This is a genomic window from Leptothermofonsia sp. ETS-13 (genome assembly GCF_049200465.1).
Lineage (GTDB): Bacteria > Cyanobacteriota > Cyanobacteriia > Leptolyngbyales > Leptolyngbyaceae > Leptothermofonsia.
Genome location: NZ_CP120836.1, coordinates 1,204,259 through 1,224,085 on the forward strand (window position 1 = coordinate 1,204,259; position 19,827 = coordinate 1,224,085).

The window sequence follows — 19,827 nt, forward strand, 5'->3', positions numbered from 1 at the left end:
AGTGGGAGGGTAGGGGTGTGAAGGAGTAATCGAGTAGTCGAGTAATGAAGTAATAAGGTATTTCCCTCCCCCTCACTTCTTCACTCCATCACTCTATTATTTACACACTCCCTTCCCCTTTCGTCTTCTCTTCTTCTTGCTTCCCTCTCCCCCGCGCTTACTCCCTGTGGTTAAAAGTTTCTATCCCGCTACAGGTAGATAATTTAGCCCCTAACTTGGGATAGATGCCATAAAGATGGATGTCTGAGATTTTCTATATCAGCAAAAAATTCAGGTATGGCTATAAGCAAAAACTAAATAGGTTTATGCTTACTAGAATTTCAATATGGCGTGCCCTGACTCTGCAAGTTTTTGGATCTGAGGAATCCAGTTTATGGAAGATATTCGCATCGCTATAATTGAAGACCACGACCTGACCCGGGTTGGAATGCGAACGGCCCTCCAACAAAGAGAAGGGTTCCAGGTGATTGGCGAAGCAGCGAATGCAACAGACGGATTGAAATTGCTGGAAACAACAACGCCGAATGTTGCGATCGTCGATATTGGTCTGCCTGATATGGATGGGGTGGAGTTAACTCGTCGCTTCAGAAAATTTCAGGCAGAGGCTGATGACCCAGCAAAGACAGCGACAAAGGTGCTGATCCTGACTTTGCAGGACAGTGAAGAGGTCGTCATGGCGGCATTTGCTGCCGGAGCGGATTCTTACTGTATGAAGGATGTGAGCCTGGATAGTCTGGCAGAAGCTTTGAGAGTGACCAGCGAGGGCAACTCCTGGATTGACCCGGCGATCGCCAAAATTGTCCTTCAACAAGCTCGTCAGTCAACTCCTAGCGATCACGTGGAGGCAGATACGGTTACCATCAGCGCAGCTGAACCAGAGTATAGCCAGATGCTGGAGGCTTACCCCTTGACTGAACGGGAGTTGGAAGTGTTGCAATTGATTGTGGATGGGCACAGCAACGCGGCGATCGCTGAAAAGCTCTATATCACCGTCGGCACAGTCAAAACCCATGTCCGCAACATCCTCAACAAGCTCTGTGCTGATGACCGCACTCAGGCTGCCGTTCGGGCTCTGCGGGCTGGTTTAGTCGGGTAGTCCTGCTTACAGTCCTGCGAACCACTCGTACCCCTGGTCTTCCCAGTAACCGACTTGGGGCAATAGCCGGCTGGTCAGCATGATTCGAGTTACCCACTTGCTCTGCTTGTAACCCAGCTTAATCGGTGCTGCCAGCCTCAGGGGAGCCCCGTTTTCAACTGGCAAAGGCTCCCCATTTTTCTGATAGGCCAGCAGTGTCTGAGGATGCATTACAGAGGCCAGGTCCCAGCTTTCGTAGTAGCCATCTGCCGACTCAAAGTAGACATAGCGGACTCCATTCCTGGGTTGCGCCAGACGAATAATTTCTCGCATGGGTACCCCTCCCCACTGGACGATCGCCGCCCACCCTTCCACACACACATGGCGAATCACCATTGAAGTGAAGGGCATGCTCTGGACGAATTTCAGGTCGAGCTGAAGCGGATTGTGAACTTCTCCACCCACAACCAGCCGAAACGTCTCCGGATCAATCGTGGGTGTAAATCGGAAGGTATTCACTATTAACGCATCCGGCTCGATCTCGCGGATTGAAAATTCCGGCACAGGTTTCTGGGGATTCAGCAGCAATGCGTCCAATCGGTCATTCAAGGGCGTGAAGATCTTACCAATCGGATTTTCCAGTAAGGTCAGCCCGGAGGTGCCCAGAAGCCAGCCCGCTCCAGTCATCCCAGCAATACGGAGGAAGCTTCGGCGTGAGGAAGATTGGGGAGAGTCAGGGGACATTGGGGTCAGGGTGTTACAATCGACGGGTGCTTTGGAGGGCAAGAGTAAACGCATGATTGTCGGCGGACGCAGCGGGCACTCAAACCGGCAGCAAATTCATAACGACTGAGGGCCCGGTTTCCCCGATAGGTTTTTGTCAGGATAACCTAACAATGCAACCATACCGCTCAACTAGAGATTGCAATGCCTGGAATGCCCAATCCGTTGGTCTGACATCCGTAAATTATCAAGATTCTCTAATTCTAATAAATAAAATTGCAATGCCTGCAATGCTCAATCCGTTGGTCTGACATCCGTTAATTGAGAAACCGATGTTAGTTGCAGCATGCTCTCGGTCGCATAGTCCTCTTCGCTACTCAGGCTTGAAACCGCAATGGAATTGAGGGGGTCTGAATCGATTGTTTCAGTGTCTAAAGCTAATTCTTTTGTCGATAGGCATAAACAGACAACTGCCATTGGAGGTGCAACCAGAAATGCCTTGAGCAAGTTTGCTATTCCAGAATTGATTTTCATCATCCTCACACCACAGAGCACAACACGAATATATTGCTTTCTTGATGTAAGTAGGTAGTCATCATTAATTTGTAAACGGGAGAGTGGGGGCTGTGCCCCCAGGCAGGGGGTTTCACCCCCTCCACCCCCAAAAATATTTTTGGATTCCACAAGTCCAGGCTGGTAACTGAATTACTCAGTATCATTCGCGAGTTTTTTAAGTGAGGTTGTTCCTTCCGATATATTTACTTGTTTTATTTCTGTGCAGTTTGAGTAAGGAGAACAACGGTCATGGTTCAACCGCAATCACTGGATAGAACAGTTGAAGTCGAGAAGCCTTCCATTTTGGAATTTGATCGAATTGGGCTGGAATATCCAGTTGAAGGTGGAGTTCGACGAATTATTGATGAGATCACCTTCTCAATTGCTGAGGGGAATTCGTTTCATTCGTCGGTCCCAGTGGCTGCGGCAAAACACCGCTTGATTCCGTCTTCCCGTAAAATGCTATTCGGGGAGCAGAGGTGGCTATTTCCCCTGTCCCCGAATCCCTCGCTAGTTTGGAGAACTGTCTGTGGACTTAACCCGTATTCCTGCCCAACCCAAACCCGGTTTGATAAATGTCCTGATCGAGATCCCTGCCGGGAGTAAAAATAAGTATGAGTTCGACAAAGATCTGAACGCATTTGCCCTCGATCGCGTTCTCTATTCCTCTGTGCAATATCCCTATGACTACGGCTTTGTGCCCAACACGCTGGCAGATGACGGTGATCCTTTAGATGGCATGGTGTTGATGGATCAGCCCACCTTTCCCGGATGCATCATTGCAGCTCGTCCCATCGGCATGCTGGAGATGATTGATGGGGGCGATCGCGATGAGAAAATCTTTTGTGTTCCCGACAAAGACCCCCGGTACACCCAGGTTAAGAACCTGTCTGATGTTGCCCCTCACCGGCTGGATGAAATTGCGGAATTCTTTCGGTCTTACAAGAACCTGGAGAAGAAAGTAACTGAAATCTTAGGCTGGAAAGATGTAGATCAGGTTATGCCCCTGGTAGAGAAATGTATCAAAGCAGGCAGTAAATAAGCTGGAACTAGCGCTGTCAGCTTGATTGACATTTCTCGCTTGTGTGTCCGTAGTTAGCCATCTGTTGGACTTTGCCATCGGCTTATGGCTACGGACACACTGTTTTTTCCGTTTTCAGCCTCAACTCGATAAATTGGTTATGAAGGAGTTTCTTATTCTTTCATAAATTAATCACAATTCCTGACTGTTCCAACAAAGCTGGTATACACAAAATAGCAAGTTGCGTCAACACACCGATAGACGAATCCAACAGCCAGGCTTGTGCATCTCTTGACCGAAACCCTTTCTACTATGCAGCGAACGCTCCTACTCTCCAAAATACATAATTGCACGCTGACTGCTGCCAACCTAAACTATGTGGGTAGCATAAGTATTGATGAGACGATATTAAACGCGGCGGGAATTCTTCCCTACGAGCAAGTTCAGGTTGTGAACGTGGCGAATGGTGAGCGTTTAATTACCTACGCGATCGCGGCCCCTGCGGGTTCAGGGGCCGTTGAGCTAAATGGGGCGGCTGCCCGTTTAGGAATGCCTGGCGATCGCGTCATCATTATGACCTATGCTCAGCTTTCGCCCCAGGAGCTGGCAACCCATTCTCCAAGCGTTGTTTTGGTAGACAGCCACAACCGTCTAATAGAAGTTCGGCAGTATACAGACCTCTTAACAGAAGAACACCTGACCAACAATGTCAAAGCTTGACTCACCTGCACCAAATACAGGGGGTGAATATGGAGGAACCGAAGAGATGAGCCACCCCCCCGATTTTGTCGTCCAATTTTGGGGCGTGCGCGGCAGTATACCGGCTCCCAGCAGCGAAACGGTGCGCTACGGCGGCAATACCTCCTGTGTTGAGATGCGGGTAGCAGGGAAACGGCTGATCTTCGATGGCGGTACGGGTTTGCGGGTTCTGGGTGAGCATCTGATGAAGCACCTGCCGATTGAAGCCTACATGTTTTTCACCCACTCTCACTGGGATCATATTCAGGGCTTCCCTTTCTTCAAACCGGCATTTATTCGAGGGAACTGTTTCCATATCTATGGGGCGATCGCCCCCAATGGGGCAACGATGAAGCAGCGCTTGCATGACCAGATGCTGCATCCCAACTTCCCGGTTCCGATGCAGGTTATGCAATCTGACCTTAAATTTTACGATTTGTTCCCCGGCGATGTCATGAATATTGATGACATCACCATCGAAACGGGCCCGCTCAACCACCCGAACACCGCCATGGGCTACCGGGTTACCTGGCAGGGGCGTACCGTTGTTTATGCCACCGATACGGAACACTTCCCCGATCGCATGGATGAAAACCTGCTGCATCTTGCCCGTGACGCCAACATCCTGATTTACGATGCCTGCTACACCGATGAAGAGTATCACGATCCCAAGTCTCCTAAAGTTGGCTGGGGACACTCCACCTGGCAGGAAGCGGTGAAGTTAGCGAAGGCAGCCAGGGTCAGGAAGGCTGTCATCTTCCACCATGACCCCAATCATACGGATGACTTTTTAGATGAGGTAGAAGCCCAGGTACAGGCTGTGTTTCCAAACAGTATCCTGGCAAGGGAAGGGATGATTTTGCCAGTGGTTTGAGAAGTTATGAGTTATGAGTTGGAAGATTGAACTCTTAATTCGCCATTCTTAACTTCCAGCTCCTAAACTATTGGTTCACCAAAGGAATTTGGCCTGGTATCTAAACCTGAAAAAACCAATTTAAGGGGGTTTTGAAGGGTTGCAAACCTTTCAAAATCTGCTTGGCAGACTACTATGTTTCTTTTCCTCTCAAAACTTCTCCCCCTCTTTCTCTATCCCCTGGGGCTGGCGTGCTTACTGTTCATTCTGGCACTGGTTGTCATTTGGAAACATCCCCGCCTGGCCGTGATTCCTATTTTGCTGGGGTTGGTCATTCTGTTGGGGGGAAGTAATGGTTGGGTGAGTAGTTGGCTGGTGCGATCGCTCGAATTCCAGCACCTGCCAGTAGCAGAAGTTCCCAGGGCAGAGGCCATTGTCGTCCTGGGTGGGGCAACAAAACCCCAATCTCCGCCCCGTCCCTGGGTGGAAGTCAGTGAAGAGGGCGATCGCGTCCTGTATGCAGCCAGGCTTTACCGGGATGGCAAAGCCCCCCTTATGATTCTGAGCGGCGGTCGGATTGATTGGCGGGGGGGCGGTCCGTCGGAATCGATGGATATGGCAGAACTGGTGAAGGGAATGGGCGTACCGGAATCGGCCATTCTGCAAGATCCGACCTCGCGCAACACCCGTGAGAATGCGGTGAATGTGAAGCAAATTATGGAGTCAAAAGGAATTCGCCAGATTTTGCTAGTTACCTCTGCCATGCACATGCCCCGATCGCTGATGATTTTTAAGAAACTGGGAATCGATGCGATCGCTGCTCCCACCGATTTTCTGGCCTCTCAGCAAGAGACATCGGAACTGGCCAGTAGCACAGAGGCTGTCATTCTTAATCTTCTCCCCGATGCTGACCGGCTGCTACGCACAACCCGCGCCATCAAGGAATACGTTGGCATCGGTGTTTATTGGCTAAGGGGATGGGTTTAAACGATGTCCAGGCGGGTAAGGTTGAAAGGTATTGAAGACCCCAAAATTTTCTGGCGTTTACGCTCATAGACTGTCCGCCCCTCCCCAGTACGCATGTTTTTAGGCAAGAGGATTTCGATTACGGTAATCACTTCCTTCGTTTTGACCGCTCTCTGTACAACTGAACAATGCGGTCAACGACTTCATCAATCGTCAGGTCATCGCTTTGGATCTCGACAGCATCTGCTGCTTTCCTGAGTGGAGCCAGGGCACGAGTGCTATCTTTGCGATCGCGCTCAAAGATGGATTGTTCTAACTCATCCAGGCTGACTTCGCCTTTACCCTGATTTTTCAAATCCTGCTGGCGACGGCGAGCCCGCTCCTGAACAGAAGCCGTCAGGTAAATCTTCACTTCCGCATCGGGGAAGACGTGGGTGCCAATATCCCGACCTTCAATCACAATGCCACCATTTTTCCCATAGCGACGCTGCTGTTTCACCAGTTCCTCCCGGACGGCGGGTTGAGCCGCGATCGCAGAAACCTGTGAAGTCACCTCAAGACTGCGGATCTCTTGGGTGACATCCTGACCATTGACAAGAATCTGGGGTAAGGGGTGAGGGGCATATTCACTCCTCTCTCCTCTCTCCTCACCCCTCACCTCAATCTGGCACTGGCTAACCAATTCCGCAACGCCAGGTTCATCGTCAACTGCAACGCCGGATTGCAACACCAGCCAGGTAAGGGCACGATACATCGCTCCGGTATCGAGATAGAGGAGGCTGAGCGCTTCTGCCACTCTACGGGCAACGGTAGATTTTCCGGCTCCAGCGGGACCATCGATCGCCACAATCGGTTTGCGATTGTAGAGAAGGATGTTATCAATCAGACGTGTAGCACCCAGTCGCGCCGCGATCGCCAGCAGCCCTGAATCTTCTACCATTTCCAGTGGAGCCAGAGTTGTGGGGTGAACCAGTTCAATATACTCCGGTGCGATTGCCGGTACGGTTTCCAATTCTGCCTTCACGGTGCTGATCAGTACCTGGCGTGATCGTTCTCCAGCCTGAAATGCCTGCTCTGCCTGTTTCAGCCCACGGTAAAGAACCGCCGCCTGTTCTCGCTCCCCGGCTGATAAATACTGATTACGGGAACTCATGGCTAATCCACTCTTCTCTCTCACCGTTGTACAGGAAACAATTTCGACCGGGATATTCAAGTCTTCCACCATCTGTTGAATAATCGCTAATTGCTGGGCGTCCTTTTGCCCAAAATAAGCACGATCAGGCTGCACCAGGTTTAACAGCTTCATCACAATCGTTGCCACACCCTGGAAATGATTCAGCCGAGTCCGACCACAAAGAACAGAAATCATGGGTTCTGGAGGAACAATCTGAGTGTGGGGTAGAGGAGTAGGGGGGTGGGGGGGGATGAGGTTTGAGGTTTGAGGTTTGAATTCCAAATCCTGAGTGACCTCCCGGCTCCCGGCCCTCGACTCCCGGCCTCCGACTCCCATCTCTTCTGGGCTGGGAGCGAACACCACATCCACACCAGCCTGTTCGCACATAGCTAGATCCTGTTCACGCGATCGTGGATAGCGCTGAAAGTCTTCATTCGGTCCAAACTGAAGCGGATTCACAAAGATGCTGACAACAACAATTTTGTTTTCCCGACGGGCTCGTTGAATCAGGCTCAGATGCCCGACATGCAGTGCCCCCATGGTAGGCACCAGACCAACTTCTGGAACAGGGCCAAGGGGAGAGGCTTCATAAATAACCGATTCCCCCGACAGGTGTTGACCAGTTCGGTGCAAGTCTAAATAGCAGCGTAACCCTGCAATGGTTGTAAACAGACGCACCGCAACCCCCAAGGACTCAACCTGAAAAACTTTAACGTTAAGAGAGCCTACAGTCCATAGTCTAAATTCCAAATCGCCAAGGTGGTAGGGATTTACAGAAAGCATAAGATTTACAATGGCAGAGGTGGTTTGACTTTGTTTCTGAAACTATGCAGGTAGCTTCGACCGTTGCCTCTGTTCCGGGTCAGTATTGGCAGTGGCGACAACAACCCATTTATTACGTCAAAGCAGGAACCAGGCATCCTCAGTGTCCCCCATTACTTCTGATTCATGGGTTTGGAGCATCGACCGATCACTGGCGTAAGAATATCGCTGGACTGAGTGAAACGTTTGAAGTATGGGCGGTCGATTTGCTGGGGTTTGGGCGATCGGCAAAACCAGACTGGCAATACAGTGGCAACCTCTGGCGAGATCAGTTGCATGACTTTATCAATCAGGTGATTGGTCAGCCTGTGGTGCTGGTGGGAAATTCTTTGGGCGGCTATGCGGCTCTGTGTGTAGCCGCTCAATGCCCCCAGTCAGCGGCAGGGTTAGTGCTAATCAATAGCGCAGGACCTTTTACCGATATCCAGGGCACCACCAAACCTGATCCAATGCGCGAGGTGATGGGCAAGTTTGTGCAAACTCTCTTTCGTCAGGATTGGGCAAGTTTTTTACTGTTTCAGTACATCCGGCAAAAGTCAATCATCCGTAGAACCCTGGAACAGGTCTACTTAGATCAAAGCGCTGTAACTGACCAACTGATTGAAGATATTTATCGCCCTTCCTGCGATCCAGGTGCAGTCAGAGTGTTTGCTTCGGTATTTCGCACTCCCCAGGGTGAGAAGGTGGATGTTCTGCTAAAACAGCTAACTTGTCCATTGCTGATGCTCTGGGGTGAGGCCGATCCCTGGATCAATGCCAGAGAGCGGGGAGCTAGGTTTCGTCGCTACCACCCTCAGTTAACAGAGCACTATTTGCGCGCTGGGCATTGCCCCCATGACGAAATTCCTGACCAGGTAAATGATTTAATTCGTTTCTGGGTGTTGAAGTGTACTAGCTCTCTCACAAATGATTGAGGACTGCTATATCCGGATAGTTTTCTGGTATCCTGTCAGTTCTGAAGCCTGACGTTTTAGCACAGCATCCACAAACAATGGGAGATGGCGGCGATGATAATTAATGTGATGCAGGAGATGACCACCTGGATGGTGGGAATGGATCATTGGACAGATGCTTTACAGGTGATTCACTGGCACCTGCCGCTGGATCTGGCAGTACTGGATAAACCCCTTCAAGTGGATCTGGCTGGGGATGTGCAACGGGCTTTCAATAACTTTGTCAAGACAGGGCAAATCTGGGCATTTTTGATTGGGATTATTCTGGGATATTTGTTTAGAACCTTTACCAGCTACGGTTGAAGTGGTTTAAGGAGATTTTCGGGTAAGTGTCTGTCCGAGAACCCCTTATCTGCGGTGGCAATGTCCATCCTATCTAGGTTTAAGCTATTCAAAGTTGGTAGTTTCTTTTAGAGAAATCGCTTTTGATGTTGGATTGGCGATTGATAGATTGGTTCTGCCGATACCAATCGAGGGTTTCAAATTTGCGATATTGACGACTGAATCTGAGTGCGATGGGCTGCAATTTGAAACTTTTCTAGAGTTGAAGTACCCGATCACCATCTGAAGTCCAGCATCCGAAATCACTATGGATAGTTCCTTGAACCAAACTTCTTCGCAGCCCTCTACCTGGAGCCAGCGATTTGAGTCGGCGTTGCATCCGGCGATCGCCCGCTTTAATGCCAGCATTGGCTTTGATATTCGTCTGATTGAATATGACATTACTGGCTCTCAGGCCCATGCCCGGATGCTGGCTCACACTGGCATCATCTCGGCGGAAGAGGGTGAAAAGCTAGTGCGGGGGTTGGAGCAGATCCGGCAGGAATACCGTCAGGGCTTTTTTAATCCCGGCATTGATGCGGAGGATGTCCATCTTGCTGTGGAGCGACGGTTGACGGAACTGGTGGGAGAGGTGGGCAAAAAGTTGCATACGGCGCGATCGCGCAATGACCAGGTCAGTACTGACACACGTCTCTACTTGCGAGATCAGATTCAGCAAATTCGAGTTCAGCTGCGTGAGTTTCAGTCTGTTTTGCTGAACCTGGCAGAACAGCACGTGGAAACGTTGATTCCTGGCTATACCCATTTGCAGCGGGCGCAACCCCTGAGCCTGGCCCATCATCTGCTGGCTTACTTTGAGATGGGCCAGCGGGATTGGGAGCGGCTGGGCGAAATTTACCAGCGGGTGAATATTTCGCCCCTGGGTTCGGGGGCATTGGCAGGCACTACGTTTCCGATTGACCGCCACTACACGGCCCAGTTACTGAATTTCAGTGGGGTGTATGCCAACAGTCTGGATGGGGTGAGCGATCGCGATTTTGCGATCGAATTTCTGTGCGCGGCCAGCCTGATCATGGTTCATCTCAGCCGTTTATCAGAAGAAATGATTCTGTGGGCATCGGAAGAGTTTGGCTTCATCACGCTAAAAGACAGCTGCTCCACGGGTTCCAGCATCATGCCGCAGAAAAAAAACCCAGACGTACCCGAACTGGTGCGGGGTAAAACCGGACGCGTGTTTGGACACCTCCAGGGTCTGTTAGTTCTAATGAAAGGGCTGCCTCTCGCTTACAACAAAGACTTGCAGGAAGATAAGGAAGCCCTCTTTGATGCCGTGATTACGGTGCAAGCCTGTCTGGAAGCCATGACCATTTTGCTGCGAGAAGGGATGGAATTTCACATTACTCGCCTGCAAGCAGCCGTCAACGAAGATTTCTCCAATGCCACCGATGTGGCCGATTACCTGGCTGCGAAAGGGGTACCCTTCCGGGAAGCCTATAATCTGGTTGGCAAGGTTGTCAAAACGTCCCTGGCCCAGGGCAAGTTGCTGAAAGACCTGACATTAGACGAATGGAAGGGGTTGCATCCGGCGTTTGAGGCTGATATTTATGACGCGATCGCCCCCGCACGGGTGGTTGCTGCTCGCAACAGTTACGGGGGAACTGGATTTGAACAGGTCAGACGGGCCTTGCAAACTGCAAAAAATCGAATTTCTCATAAGAATGCTGACGATTAATGGACACGGGCTCGATGCCCCCATCCTTCCATTCCCTACCGCTTCTGCCCCCTCCCCTCCCGATTTTCAGACGAGTCCAATGACCTACTCTGAGAAAATCACACCCCTGTCCCATCCGCTCCAGTATGGGCAAATTTTCTTTAGCCCCGGCTGCCACTTCAGCTACCGGGTGATTGGTCCCTGTTGCCGATTGTTTGATCGCGAACAACTCCCCTACCCCTGCTGTCGCATTCAGTGGCGCGGGAAGGAACCCAGTTGGCGCCGGATTGGTAAACGTTTTGTGGTTGATCTGGCAACCAGAACCCATCCTTCCTACAGTGTTGAAATTTTGGGGCAGGGGTCGCTAGAGTCGATAGTCATCACGCTGTACTCAGTCACCTTACCCCCACCTCTCCGAGACTGGTGGCATTCAGACAGACTCAGGCATTTTCCCGATCTCCCTCCGCCCTCTTGCTCTCCTACTCCATTACTAACTCCCTCGTTTGGAGAACTCCCCTAACCAAATGAGGTTCTGCTGAAGACAGCAGCGTTGATGGATAGACCGCACTGCCCCAGACGGGATGCAGAATTACCGAACAACCGTAGCGATCGCAAGTAGCATAACCCAGACATGACCGCACCACCGCTACATCATCTAACCTCAATGAACCCGGTTGAGAAAACAACGGAGAACCTGTACGGGGGTCAAACACCTCTGCCAGATGCCCCATTTGCTGAAGCCTGACAGCAACCTGACGGCCAAACTGGAGAAATTGCTGGCGTAAAAATTGCTTTTGGGCTTCTGCCGCAGGCGACTTTTCTGAAAGGTTGCAACTGGAGGGTTGAAGCACAACCAGTACAGAAGAAACTGGCAGCGACCAGGCTGGTAGTAGCTTAGTTAGATGTGTGCAAATAAATTGGCTGGGCGTATGAACAGAGCACTGCATGGGTAAAATCTTCACCTTTCCCTTCGTCCACCCTTTCCCTTTTCCCTTGCCCTTCGCCTTTTGACTCCCGAATTCCAACTCCTGACTTCTATTTTCAAATCAAGATTGCTAGAGGCACTCATTCATCATAAAGGACTCAAATCCATGACTCCAATCAATGATCCCGCCCTTGTGGATGAACTGACTACCCTCTATTTCAAATACGAAAAAGCGCTCTGCGAAAATGACATTGGCGTACTTGACGATTTGTTTTGGGATTCACCCCATATCTTGAGATTTGGTGCCACCGAAAACCTTTACGGCGATGAAATTCGCACCTTTTGTCAAAACCGCCCAACCCAGGATCTGGCACGGGAAATTTCTAACCTGAAAGTAGTCACGTTTGGAGTAGACACAGCCTCTATCACTCTGGAATTTTGCCGCACTATTAATGGAATTTTCCGTTCGGGCAGACAGAGCCAGATGTGGCAAAAACTCCCAGAAGGATGGAGGATTGTTTCAGCTCATGTTTCGCTGTTGCCCGAATCGGGAAAGCCCCATCGTTAAGAAAGTCAAATCTTTTTAAGAAAATTTCCTCATATGAAATGAGTTGTGATTTCAGCCCATCTGTTGAAGAAGGGGCATAGAATGAATTCGATAGCGTTAATTGATTGCAGGAGAACATCATGCCGCTTGCGGTTGGGGTGATTCAAACGGATGGCTTCCCGCCTGTTTTGGCAGCGGCTGATGCAATGGTGAAATCGGGGCGGGTAACCCTTGTCTACTTTGGCTTAGCTGAAAGAGCCGAGTTTTTGGTTGCGGTTCGGGGACCAACAGCGGAGGTCAACCGAGCGGTTAAAGCGGGCATTGATGCAGCAAATACCGCTCCTCCCGGTGAAAAGCTGGTTTCCTGGTACATCATTCCCAACCCGCCAGAAAATGTGGAATCGGTTCTGCCCCTGGAGTTTACTCCACTGGTAGAGCGTTTTCGAGTGTAATCAAGAGGCTTTAGGTTGCACCAGAGAGCGAGATTAAGGAATAATGGGGCTTTATTTTTTTGCTTAATTTAGGAGATTCACAATGCCGAAAGCAGTCGGGTCAATTGAGACAAAAGGGTTCCCTGCAATGATGGCAGCGGCGGATGCAATGGTAAAAGCGGGTCGGATTACGCTGGTTGGCTACATCCGAGCAGGTAGTGCACGATTTACAGTCAACATTCGAGGAGACGTTTCTGAGGTGAAGCGGGCAGTGGAAGCGGGAGTAGAAGCCGCAGAAAGAACTTATGGTGGCACGGTAGAGACATGGGTCATTATTCCAAACCCCCATGAGAATGTGGAAACAGTGTTACCGATTGGGTATACCGAGCAGGTTGAACGGTTCCGACTGGCTGTGGAGGGGCAACCAGCACTCGGGCAGTTACCCAATGGTTCAAGTTAAAGTGATTATCCTGTGATGATTCACAAGAGATCGGAACTGTGACGATCGCCTTAGGGATGCTGGAAACGCTGGGTGTCCCAGCTGCTTTGGAAGCGGGAGATGCCATGGCAAAGGCTGCCCATGTGACGCTGGTTGGCTACGAAAACACAGACCTGGGAAGAATTACCGTATTAATTCGGGGAAATGTGGCGGAGGTGCAACGGGCGATCGTAGCCGGAATTGCTTCTTTGCAGCGTGTGAACAGCCAGGAAAAGCTGCTCCTTTCCCACCACATCATTCCCCGCCCCCACGAAAATCTAGAATTTGTTTTACCCATTTATTTCTCTAGCCAGGTGGCTCAGTTCCAGCAGGATATCCGGTTTCCTCCCCCCCTGTCTGTCTAAATCTTTTTTTCAGGAAGTCATAGGGGGCAACTTTGACCAGGCTGGCCGCACTGACCCAGGATCAGTTAAATACTGAGGTAATGCACGCCAGAGCCAGGACGCGGATGGGGCGACTGCCAGACTACGTTCCTCTGCTGGCGAAGGCAAATCCTGACTGGATCGCAGTCTGGGTTCAACCATTGCATGGACCAACCTGTGCGGCTGGAGATGTTCACCAACCCTTTGTGTTGATGAGCGTGGTGAAGCCATTATTGCTGGTGTTTTTGCTGGAGCAGCTTGGTCAGAGAGCCGTTTTCGCCCACGTGGGGATGGACCCATCCGATCAGTCGTTTCATTCCCTGAGCCAGTTGCGAGCAGATCAGGGATTTCCACGCAACCCGATGATCAACAGTGGGGCGATCGCCCTTGCCGATCTTCTACCAGGCAGGGATGGAACCTCCCGCTGTGAGACATTTCGTCAATGGCTCAATCAAATTTCTGGCAGCCAACTGGTTCTGAACGAGCCCGTCCTGGCATCGGTGCGATCGCTACCCAATGAAGCGAACCGGGCGATCGCCCACCTCCTGGCAGAATCAGGGCACTTACGTTCTGTAGAAGCGGCACTGGATACCTATAACCAGATTTGTTGCCTGTCAGGAACCGTGGAAGATCTGGCAAAGTTAGGGGTTGTGTTAGCGGGGGGAGTCGGGAAATTCAAACCTCAAAACTCTCCCCTTACCCCTCAAAACCTTCGTATTGTCAACGCCCTCATGCTCACCTGTGGGTTGTACGAATTTTCTGGACGGTTTGCGGTGCGGGTTGGGCTACCGACCAAGTCGGGGGTGAGTGGAGCCATGTTGTCGGTGGTGCCGGGGCAGGGCGCGATCGCCTGTTACAGTCCGGCGATCGATGCGGCTGGAAACTCGGTTGCAGGGTTATATTTACTGGAGCAACTGGCCCAAACCCTGAACTTAAGCATTTTTGGTTAGGGCATCGTACAGAATTCCAAGAACTCGGATTTCTGGTATGGCGACTCAACGAAACTTGGATTTAGCCCTTTTGATGTTGACTGTTATAGCTCTACGCAGGTGCGTCTAGGACATTGGAATTAGAGAGGGACTTGGGGCTTCGCCCCCAGCCAGGGGTTCCACCCCTGCACCCCGTCCCAACTATCCATAATGACTACCGCTAAGGAGGGTGGATGCTCAGCTACTCCATCACTCCTTCATCCATCTAATCCCTTTCCCCTTCCCTCCCCTTTCCCCTCACTAACTCACCAGGGAAGAGGTCCTTGCTTGAAATCCGGCCCGAATGAGTGCATTGACAACAGCTTCGTGGCTCTGTATGCGAAACTGGGAGCCAAAGCGAACGAAGTGGCGGCGATCGTAACTGCTGATGATGGCAACTACTGGAATCTTGGCTTTATCCTTTTCGCCCTGGTTTTCCAGGATGATTTCTTTTAACCGTTGCCGTTCGGCAATGTCACTGGCGAGTTCGGGACTGAGTTCTACCATTACCATGCGGACGGCTTCGATCGGTTCGGCATCTTCAACGATGAACTGTACTTGGTCGTCGCGGCGATCGACCTTTCCCCACAGCATCAGGCGGGCGTCAGGTTGAATGTGCTGCCCAATTCGTTCGTAGGATTTGGGAAAAACAACAGCTTCGGTTTGTCCGGTCAGGTCTTCGATCTGGATGATGGCCATGCGATCGCCCTTCTTGGTTGTCACTGGCTTCATTGTTGTGATCATCACTACTGCACTCACCGATGCCCCTTCGCTGTAGTCTGCTAAATCACTGAGATTAATGGGAGCCAGAATCTTTGCGGATTCCCGCACCATCTTTAGGGGATGGTCTGAGATATAGAAACCCAGAATGTCTTTTTCTAGCCTTAGCTTTTCCTGTGGAGGCAAGTCAGGCACAGGAGGGGCTTTAGGGGCTGTATCAAAACTGATAGCAGACTCCTGAGCAGTTCCTCCACCCAACAAATCGAACAAGTTGCCCTGACCACTGGCCTTCTCTTTAGCCCGTGATTGGGCCCAATCCAGCACCAAGTCCAGGTCATGCAGCAACTGGTTACGATTCGGTTCCAGATTGTCAAAGGCACCGCAGTGAATCAATGCTTCCAGGGCTCGCCGGTTCAAAGCCCGCGAATCAACCCGCCGATCCTCGGCACAGGCTACGCGAACACACAAATCAGCCAGAGATTTAAAGGCTCCCTCCGCCTCCCGTACAATCAGGATGGCCTCGATCGCCCCCATCCCCACATTCCGCACCGCCGAAAGGCCAAACAGAATACTGTCCCCACTGGGGGTAAAGTCAACTCCAGAGCGGTTGACATCCGGCGGTTCCACCGTGATTCCCATCGCCAGACAGGTGGCAATATATTTCTGTACCTTGTCCTGGTCGCCACTATTGGCAGTCAACAGAGCCGCCATGTATTCCACCGGATAGTTTGCCTTCAAATAGGCAGTCTGGTAAGTGACATAACCGTAAGCGCAGGAGTGCGACTTATTGAAGCAGTACTCCGCAAACTTAATCATCTGCTCAAACAGATCGACTGCAGTCTTTTCTTTGACTCCTCGCTCCTTTGCGCCTTTGACAAAAATTTCCTGGTGCTTCTCCATCTCAGATTTCTTCTTCTTCCCCATCGCCCGCCGCAACAGGTCTGCCTGACCCAGAGAGTAACCTGCCATGTCTTGAGCAATTTTCATGATCTGTTCTTGATAGACCATGATTCCGTAGGTTTCACCCAGGATGGGCTTCAAAATTTCGTGTTCGTAGTCAATCTTTTCGCGCCCATGCTTGCGGTTGATGAACTTGGGAATCAGCCCGGCATCAAGGGGACCAGGACGGTAAAGCGCCAGCACCGAGGAAATGTCTTCTAGACCAGAGGGTTTTAGGTCTCGCACAATCTGCCGCATGCCAGACGATTCAAGCTGGAACACACCTTCTAGCTCGCCCCGTGCCAGGAGCTGGTAAGTTTCTGGGTTATCCAGGGGGAGGCGATCGAGATCAATCTGAACGCCACGGGTCTGCTCGATCAGTTCAACTGTCTTCTGAATCATGGTCAGGTTTTTGAGCCCTAGAAAGTCCATCTTGAGCAGCCCCAAAGCCTCAATGTCTTCCATGTAGTACTGGGTAAAGACGTTGCCATCGTCGTTACGCTGAAGTGGCACAATTTCATCCAGGGGTTGGGCTGAGATGACAACTCCAGCAGCATGAATACCCACACTCTTGTTTGTCCCTTCAATTCGGATGGCCATGTCGATCCAGCGACGGTAGGTGATGGGTGGATCGGTGCCGGGTACGGGTAGATCTTCGTCATATCGCTTCTTAAATTCGGGTTCGGGCGTCTCATCGGAAACCATCACCTTGAGTTTGGTGGGTTTGCCCCGCACAACCGGAATCATTTTGGTCATTCGGTCGGACTCCCCGTAAGGGATGTTCAATACCCGTGCCACATCCTTCAGCACCGCTCTGGAAGTCATACGGTTGTAGGTGATGATCTGGGCAACTCGCTCTGTTCCGTATTTCTCAGTCACATACTGGATTACTTCATCCCGGCGATCAATGCAGAAATCGGTGTCAATATCAGGCATGGACTTGCGTTCGGGATTGAGAAAGCGTTCAAACAGGAGCCCATGATGAACCGGGTCGATATTGGTGATGCCCATGGCATAGGCAACCAGGGAACCAGCGGCGGAGCCACGTCCAGGACCCACGGGGATACCGCGATCGCGAGCAAACTTGATGTAATCCCATACCACTAGAAAGTAAGTGGCAAATCCCATCTGCTGGATCATCTGGAGTTCGTATTCCAGTCGTTCTCGATACTCTGGTTCAACTTCGTCCAGAGACTGGTACCCCCGCCGCTTCACCAACCCTGCCTGGGCAATTTCTTGCATATAGGTGGCAGCCGTATAGCCATCGGGGACGGGATAATCGGGAATTCGAGGTTCTCCCAGAATGTCGTAATCTTCAATTTTGGCGGCAACTTCCAGAGTGTTAGCGATTGCCTCCTCAACCACATTCTCGGTCAGGTGGTCCCGAAACAGACGCCGCATCTCCTCAGCCGATTTGAGATACTCCGTCCCGGTGTATCGCAGTCGTTTATCTTCCGTAATCAACTTGCCGGTTTGAATACACAGCAGCGCATCGTGGGCTTCTACGTCATAGCAGGAAATGTAGTGAGAGTCGTTGGTACAGATAATTTTGATATTCAGTTCTCGCGCAATTTTGACAATTTCGGGGTTAACAACTCGCTCCTCCTGCAATCCATGATCTTGAATTTCCAGATAATAGTCATCCCCAAACAAATCCTTGTACCACTGGGCAACCCGACGGGCTACTTCAGGCCGTCCCTGCAAGATCGCCTGGGGCACCTCTCCGCCCAGGCAGGCTGAGGTTACAATCAACCCCTCGTGATACTGGGCCAGAAGTTCCTTGTTGATACAGGGGCGGGCAAAAATTCCTTTGCCCTGAACCCCCTTCAGGTTAGAAATGGTGGTGAGTTTGACTAAGTTTTTATAGCCGAGAGTATTTTTTGCCAGAACAACCTGGTGATAGCGGGGGCGGCGTTCCTGTTTTTCAATGTCCCCGTTGATCAGGTACATCTCATTGCCAATGATGGGTCTGATTGCGTCCCCCTTGTTTTTACACACCTTGAGCAACTCGATCGCCCCATACATCACCCCGTGATCCGTTAAAGCGATCGCAGGCATACCCAACTCAATGGCGCGGTCAATCAATTCTGGGATTTGACTGGCACCATCCAGCAAACTGTAATCACTATGAATATGCAGACCAACGAAGGACATAGGGACTCACACCCACTCAAAGACGAGTTCAGGGTATCACTATATCTAGCGTTTGAAGCAGAAAGTTTTCCCTAAATGTGGAAAGAAGTGATTGCCCAAATGGCTACCATCCGGAGTGTATAGTATAAATGTATCAATACTTTGCCCCGTGCTGTTGCTACCTGGCCAGGAAAGTGGTAACAGTTCACAGACAGTAACTCAATTCATCACTACTGGTCCCCTGTCCTCTGTCCCCTGTTGCATCTTCGCCCTATTCTATCGGCTCTCAGGCAGGCGATAAACTGAAATCAGAGGAATAGAATGGGGTGGGCGATCGCGGACAAACAGGAGATCCAGAATGCTTGCAGAAATCCGACTAATCACGGTGCAGGAATATCACAAGATGGCGGAAGGCGGGCATTTTTGCGCCCGACGAACGGATAGAAAGGCTGTGGCTTAGGGGCGATCGCCTCATCCCACCTGATCCGGATCAATCCTCAACTCCTTCAGCTTTTGCGCCAGTTTTTCTGCCCGCGCCTCTACTTGTGCCAATTGTTCCGTATCTGTCAAAATCCAATTTCCTTCAGCGTCATACCAGCGCAGCCACAGACGTTCAATTCCCTGAAATGTGCCGTACCAGAGTCCCAAACCCAGTTTCACTTCCTCCATCCAGACTCGCTGCTTAGAAGTATCCAGTTCCTGATAGCGGGCATTCACTAAACCAAATGCCCGCAATTGATCTGTATACCGGTCAAATAGAACATAGTAGGGAACCCGCAGAATTTGCTCATAGACCTCCCACTTGGTTGGAGGGCTGTTGGAGTCTCTTGTCGTTCTTCCCAGATCTTCATCCTCCGTTCCAGGCGACAGCAACTCCACCACCACAAAGGGATTAACACCCTCCTGCCAGACAACGTAGTTCAGGCGCATATCCCGTTGCTCATAGAGCGGGGGACACCAATCACTGCAAACCAGTCTGGCCGCTTATGCCAGAGTGGGTGGCGCACATCGTAGTAGAGATTGAGATCCGTACCCGTAAAGATCTGGTCTGAAACATAATCCTGCAAGCGAAATGTTGCGCTCAGCAGTTGAGGTTGCAGGTCATGAAATTCATCAGGCAAGCCGGATTCCTCCGGGTCTTCGCTGGGCAGATCATACATCGTTGGCAGCGTTTCCCTTGGAGGATAGGGCGGATCGGACTGTTCGACAGGATATTTTGCCGGAAACATAGGTTAGTTGCTAGCCGTTAGTTGTTAAGTAGCCAGGCGCAATTAAATTAAGGATAATTTCGGGGGTGGAGGGGTGAAACCCCCTACCTGGGAGCGCAGCCCCCACTCCCCCTCTTACCAATTAAGGATGACTACCTACTTAATTAGTTAGTTGAGTGAATTATTAGTTGATGGGGGGTGAGGAGTGAGGAGGTGATGGAG

Annotated in this window: 22 protein-coding genes and 1 pseudogene; 14 read left to right on the forward strand and 9 right to left on the reverse strand. The window is 50.9% G+C overall.

Annotated features, from left to right (window positions below):
- Window positions 1–373: 373 nt before the first annotated feature.
- A complete protein-coding gene (locus P4D80_RS05445) occupies window positions 374–1,096 on the forward strand; it encodes a response regulator (RefSeq protein ID WP_421657913.1) in 723 nt (240 codons plus the stop codon).
- 6 nt (window positions 1,097–1,102) lie between these two features.
- Here the strand turns inward: P4D80_RS05445 and P4D80_RS05450 are convergent, their stop codons facing one another.
- The 3 genes and pseudogenes from P4D80_RS05450 to P4D80_RS05460 all read right to left on the reverse strand — a co-directional run bounded on the left by P4D80_RS05450 (window position 1,103) and on the right by P4D80_RS05460 (window position 2,335).
- Window positions 1,103–1,819, reverse strand: coding sequence for a molybdopterin-dependent oxidoreductase (locus tag P4D80_RS05450; protein ID WP_421657915.1), 717 nt, complete (start codon window positions 1,817–1,819; stop codon window positions 1,103–1,105).
- A 59-nt stretch (window positions 1,820–1,878) separates the two neighbouring features.
- Window positions 1,879–2,039 (reverse strand): annotated as a pseudogene (locus P4D80_RS05455) (iron uptake porin); the annotation flags it as partial.
- Window positions 2,040–2,092: 53 nt separating this feature from the next.
- The gene (locus tag P4D80_RS05460; protein ID WP_421657916.1) at window positions 2,093–2,335 is read right to left on the reverse strand and encodes a hypothetical protein; all 243 of its coding nucleotides are present in this window, start codon (window positions 2,333–2,335) and stop codon (window positions 2,093–2,095) included.
- 547 nt (window positions 2,336–2,882) lie between these two features.
- Here P4D80_RS05460 and P4D80_RS05465 point away from each other — a divergent pair.
- The 4 genes from P4D80_RS05465 (at window position 2,883) to P4D80_RS05480 (ending at window position 5,952) form a co-directional block, all read left to right on the forward strand.
- Window positions 2,883–3,395, forward strand: a complete 513-nt coding sequence (locus P4D80_RS05465) for an inorganic diphosphatase (RefSeq protein ID WP_421657917.1) — start codon at window positions 2,883–2,885, stop codon at window positions 3,393–3,395.
- Between the two features lie 291 nt (window positions 3,396–3,686).
- Window positions 3,687–4,094 (forward strand): aspartate 1-decarboxylase, encoded by a 408-nt coding sequence (gene panD / locus P4D80_RS05470; protein ID WP_421657918.1) that lies wholly within the window; start codon window positions 3,687–3,689, stop codon window positions 4,092–4,094.
- 46 nt (window positions 4,095–4,140) lie between these two features.
- Window positions 4,141–4,986, forward strand: a complete 846-nt coding sequence (locus P4D80_RS05475) for an MBL fold metallo-hydrolase (RefSeq protein ID WP_421659488.1) — start codon at window positions 4,141–4,143, stop codon at window positions 4,984–4,986.
- 174 nt (window positions 4,987–5,160) lie between these two features.
- Window positions 5,161–5,952, forward strand: coding sequence for a YdcF family protein (locus P4D80_RS05480; RefSeq protein WP_421657920.1), 792 nt, complete (start codon window positions 5,161–5,163; stop codon window positions 5,950–5,952).
- Here P4D80_RS05480 and P4D80_RS05485 read toward each other — a convergent pair.
- Window positions 5,949–6,047 carry a hypothetical protein gene (locus P4D80_RS05485; RefSeq protein ID WP_421659489.1) on the reverse strand — a complete coding sequence of 33 codons (99 nt, stop codon included), beginning with the start codon at window positions 6,045–6,047 and terminating at the stop codon, window positions 5,949–5,951. The genes P4D80_RS05480 and P4D80_RS05485 overlap by 4 nt on opposite strands.
- A gap of 32 nt (window positions 6,048–6,079) precedes the next feature.
- Entirely contained in the window at window positions 6,080–7,888 is a 1,809-nt protein-coding gene (locus P4D80_RS05490) for a bifunctional pantoate--beta-alanine ligase/(d)CMP kinase (RefSeq protein ID WP_421657921.1), read from the reverse strand.
- Between the two features lie 44 nt (window positions 7,889–7,932).
- Here P4D80_RS05490 and P4D80_RS05495 point away from each other — a divergent pair, with 44 nt between their 5' ends.
- The 4 genes from P4D80_RS05495 (at window position 7,933) to P4D80_RS05510 (ending at window position 11,393) form a co-directional block, all read left to right on the forward strand.
- On the forward strand, window positions 7,933–8,841 hold the full coding sequence (locus P4D80_RS05495; protein ID WP_421657922.1) for an alpha/beta fold hydrolase: 909 nt from the start codon (window positions 7,933–7,935) through the stop codon (window positions 8,839–8,841).
- 84 nt (window positions 8,842–8,925) lie between these two features.
- Window positions 8,926–9,183, forward strand: coding sequence for a hypothetical protein (locus tag P4D80_RS05500; RefSeq protein WP_421657923.1), 258 nt, complete (start codon window positions 8,926–8,928; stop codon window positions 9,181–9,183).
- A gap of 298 nt (window positions 9,184–9,481) precedes the next feature.
- Window positions 9,482–10,894, forward strand: coding sequence for an argininosuccinate lyase (argH, locus tag P4D80_RS05505; protein WP_421657924.1), 1,413 nt, complete (start codon window positions 9,482–9,484; stop codon window positions 10,892–10,894).
- Window positions 10,881–11,393 carry a hypothetical protein gene (locus P4D80_RS05510; RefSeq protein ID WP_421657925.1) on the forward strand — a complete coding sequence of 171 codons (513 nt, stop codon included), beginning with the start codon at window positions 10,881–10,883 and terminating at the stop codon, window positions 11,391–11,393. Before argH ends, P4D80_RS05510 begins: the two co-directional genes overlap by 14 nt.
- On the opposite strand, the gene P4D80_RS05515 is transcribed toward P4D80_RS05510, so the two are convergent.
- Window positions 11,353–11,820, reverse strand: coding sequence for a methylmalonic aciduria and homocystinuria type D protein (locus P4D80_RS05515; RefSeq protein WP_421657926.1), 468 nt, complete (start codon window positions 11,818–11,820; stop codon window positions 11,353–11,355). The genes P4D80_RS05510 and P4D80_RS05515 overlap by 41 nt on opposite strands.
- Before the next feature lie 144 nt (window positions 11,821–11,964).
- Here P4D80_RS05515 and hpxZ point away from each other — a divergent pair, with 144 nt between their 5' ends.
- The 5 genes from hpxZ to glsA all read left to right on the forward strand — a co-directional run bounded on the left by hpxZ (window position 11,965) and on the right by glsA (window position 14,587).
- Window positions 11,965–12,366 (forward strand): oxalurate catabolism protein HpxZ, encoded by a 402-nt coding sequence (hpxZ, locus tag P4D80_RS05520; protein WP_421657927.1) that lies wholly within the window; start codon window positions 11,965–11,967, stop codon window positions 12,364–12,366.
- 119 nt (window positions 12,367–12,485) lie between these two features.
- Window positions 12,486–12,797, forward strand: coding sequence for a carbon dioxide-concentrating mechanism protein CcmK (locus P4D80_RS05525; RefSeq protein ID WP_421657928.1), 312 nt, complete (start codon window positions 12,486–12,488; stop codon window positions 12,795–12,797).
- A gap of 82 nt (window positions 12,798–12,879) precedes the next feature.
- Window positions 12,880–13,236, forward strand: a complete 357-nt coding sequence (locus tag P4D80_RS05530) for a carbon dioxide-concentrating mechanism protein CcmK (RefSeq protein WP_421657929.1) — start codon at window positions 12,880–12,882, stop codon at window positions 13,234–13,236.
- Window positions 13,237–13,274: 38 nt separating this feature from the next.
- Window positions 13,275–13,619 carry a carbon dioxide-concentrating mechanism protein CcmK gene (locus tag P4D80_RS05535; protein WP_421657931.1) on the forward strand — a complete coding sequence of 115 codons (345 nt, stop codon included), beginning with the start codon at window positions 13,275–13,277 and terminating at the stop codon, window positions 13,617–13,619.
- Window positions 13,620–13,651: 32 nt separating this feature from the next.
- A complete protein-coding gene (glsA, locus tag P4D80_RS05540; protein WP_421657932.1) occupies window positions 13,652–14,587 on the forward strand; it encodes a glutaminase A in 936 nt (311 codons plus the stop codon).
- 279 nt (window positions 14,588–14,866) lie between these two features.
- On the opposite strand, the gene P4D80_RS05545 is transcribed toward glsA, so the two are convergent.
- From P4D80_RS05545 to P4D80_RS05555, 3 genes are all read right to left on the reverse strand, one after another.
- Window positions 14,867–18,418, reverse strand: a complete 3,552-nt coding sequence (locus tag P4D80_RS05545) for a DNA polymerase III subunit alpha (protein WP_421657933.1) — start codon at window positions 18,416–18,418, stop codon at window positions 14,867–14,869.
- A gap of 450 nt (window positions 18,419–18,868) precedes the next feature.
- Window positions 18,869–19,327 (reverse strand): Uma2 family endonuclease, encoded by a 459-nt coding sequence (locus P4D80_RS05550; RefSeq protein WP_421657934.1) that lies wholly within the window; start codon window positions 19,325–19,327, stop codon window positions 18,869–18,871.
- Window positions 19,318–19,626: a hypothetical protein gene (locus P4D80_RS05555; RefSeq protein WP_421657936.1), complete on the reverse strand. Its 309-nt coding sequence runs from the start codon at window positions 19,624–19,626 to the stop codon at window positions 19,318–19,320. Before P4D80_RS05555 ends, P4D80_RS05550 begins: the two co-directional genes overlap by 10 nt.
- Window positions 19,627–19,827: the final 201 nt, after the last annotated feature.

Coding starts and splice junctions, on each gene's coding strand:
- P4D80_RS05445 (WP_421657913.1), top strand. CDS start 374: ATGGAAGATATTCGCATCGCTATAATTGAAGACCACGACCTGACCCGG.
- P4D80_RS05450 (WP_421657915.1), bottom strand. CDS start 1,819: ATGTCCCCTGACTCTCCCCAATCTTCCTCACGCCGAAGCTTCCTCCGT.
- P4D80_RS05460 (WP_421657916.1), bottom strand. CDS start 2,335: ATGATGAAAATCAATTCTGGAATAGCAAACTTGCTCAAGGCATTTCTG.
- panD (WP_421657918.1), top strand. CDS start 3,687: ATGCAGCGAACGCTCCTACTCTCCAAAATACATAATTGCACGCTGACT.
- P4D80_RS05475 (WP_421659488.1), top strand. CDS start 4,141: ATGAGCCACCCCCCCGATTTTGTCGTCCAATTTTGGGGCGTGCGCGGC.
- P4D80_RS05480 (WP_421657920.1), top strand. CDS start 5,161: ATGTTTCTTTTCCTCTCAAAACTTCTCCCCCTCTTTCTCTATCCCCTG.
- P4D80_RS05485 (WP_421659489.1), bottom strand. CDS start 6,047: ATGCGTACTGGGGAGGGGCGGACAGTCTATGAGCGTAAACGCCAGAAA.
- P4D80_RS05490 (WP_421657921.1), bottom strand. CDS start 7,888: ATGCTTTCTGTAAATCCCTACCACCTTGGCGATTTGGAATTTAGACTA.
- P4D80_RS05495 (WP_421657922.1), top strand. CDS start 7,933: ATGCAGGTAGCTTCGACCGTTGCCTCTGTTCCGGGTCAGTATTGGCAG.
- P4D80_RS05500 (WP_421657923.1), top strand. CDS start 8,926: ATGGCGGCGATGATAATTAATGTGATGCAGGAGATGACCACCTGGATG.
- P4D80_RS05510 (WP_421657925.1), top strand. CDS start 10,881: ATGCTGACGATTAATGGACACGGGCTCGATGCCCCCATCCTTCCATTC.
- P4D80_RS05515 (WP_421657926.1), bottom strand. CDS start 11,820: ATGCAGTGCTCTGTTCATACGCCCAGCCAATTTATTTGCACACATCTA.
- hpxZ (WP_421657927.1), top strand. CDS start 11,965: ATGACTCCAATCAATGATCCCGCCCTTGTGGATGAACTGACTACCCTC.
- P4D80_RS05525 (WP_421657928.1), top strand. CDS start 12,486: ATGCCGCTTGCGGTTGGGGTGATTCAAACGGATGGCTTCCCGCCTGTT.
- P4D80_RS05530 (WP_421657929.1), top strand. CDS start 12,880: ATGCCGAAAGCAGTCGGGTCAATTGAGACAAAAGGGTTCCCTGCAATG.
- P4D80_RS05545 (WP_421657933.1), bottom strand. CDS start 18,418: ATGTCCTTCGTTGGTCTGCATATTCATAGTGATTACAGTTTGCTGGAT.
- P4D80_RS05550 (WP_421657934.1), bottom strand. CDS start 19,327: ATGCGCCTGAACTACGTTGTCTGGCAGGAGGGTGTTAATCCCTTTGTG.
- P4D80_RS05555 (WP_421657936.1), bottom strand. CDS start 19,626: ATGTTTCCGGCAAAATATCCTGTCGAACAGTCCGATCCGCCCTATCCT.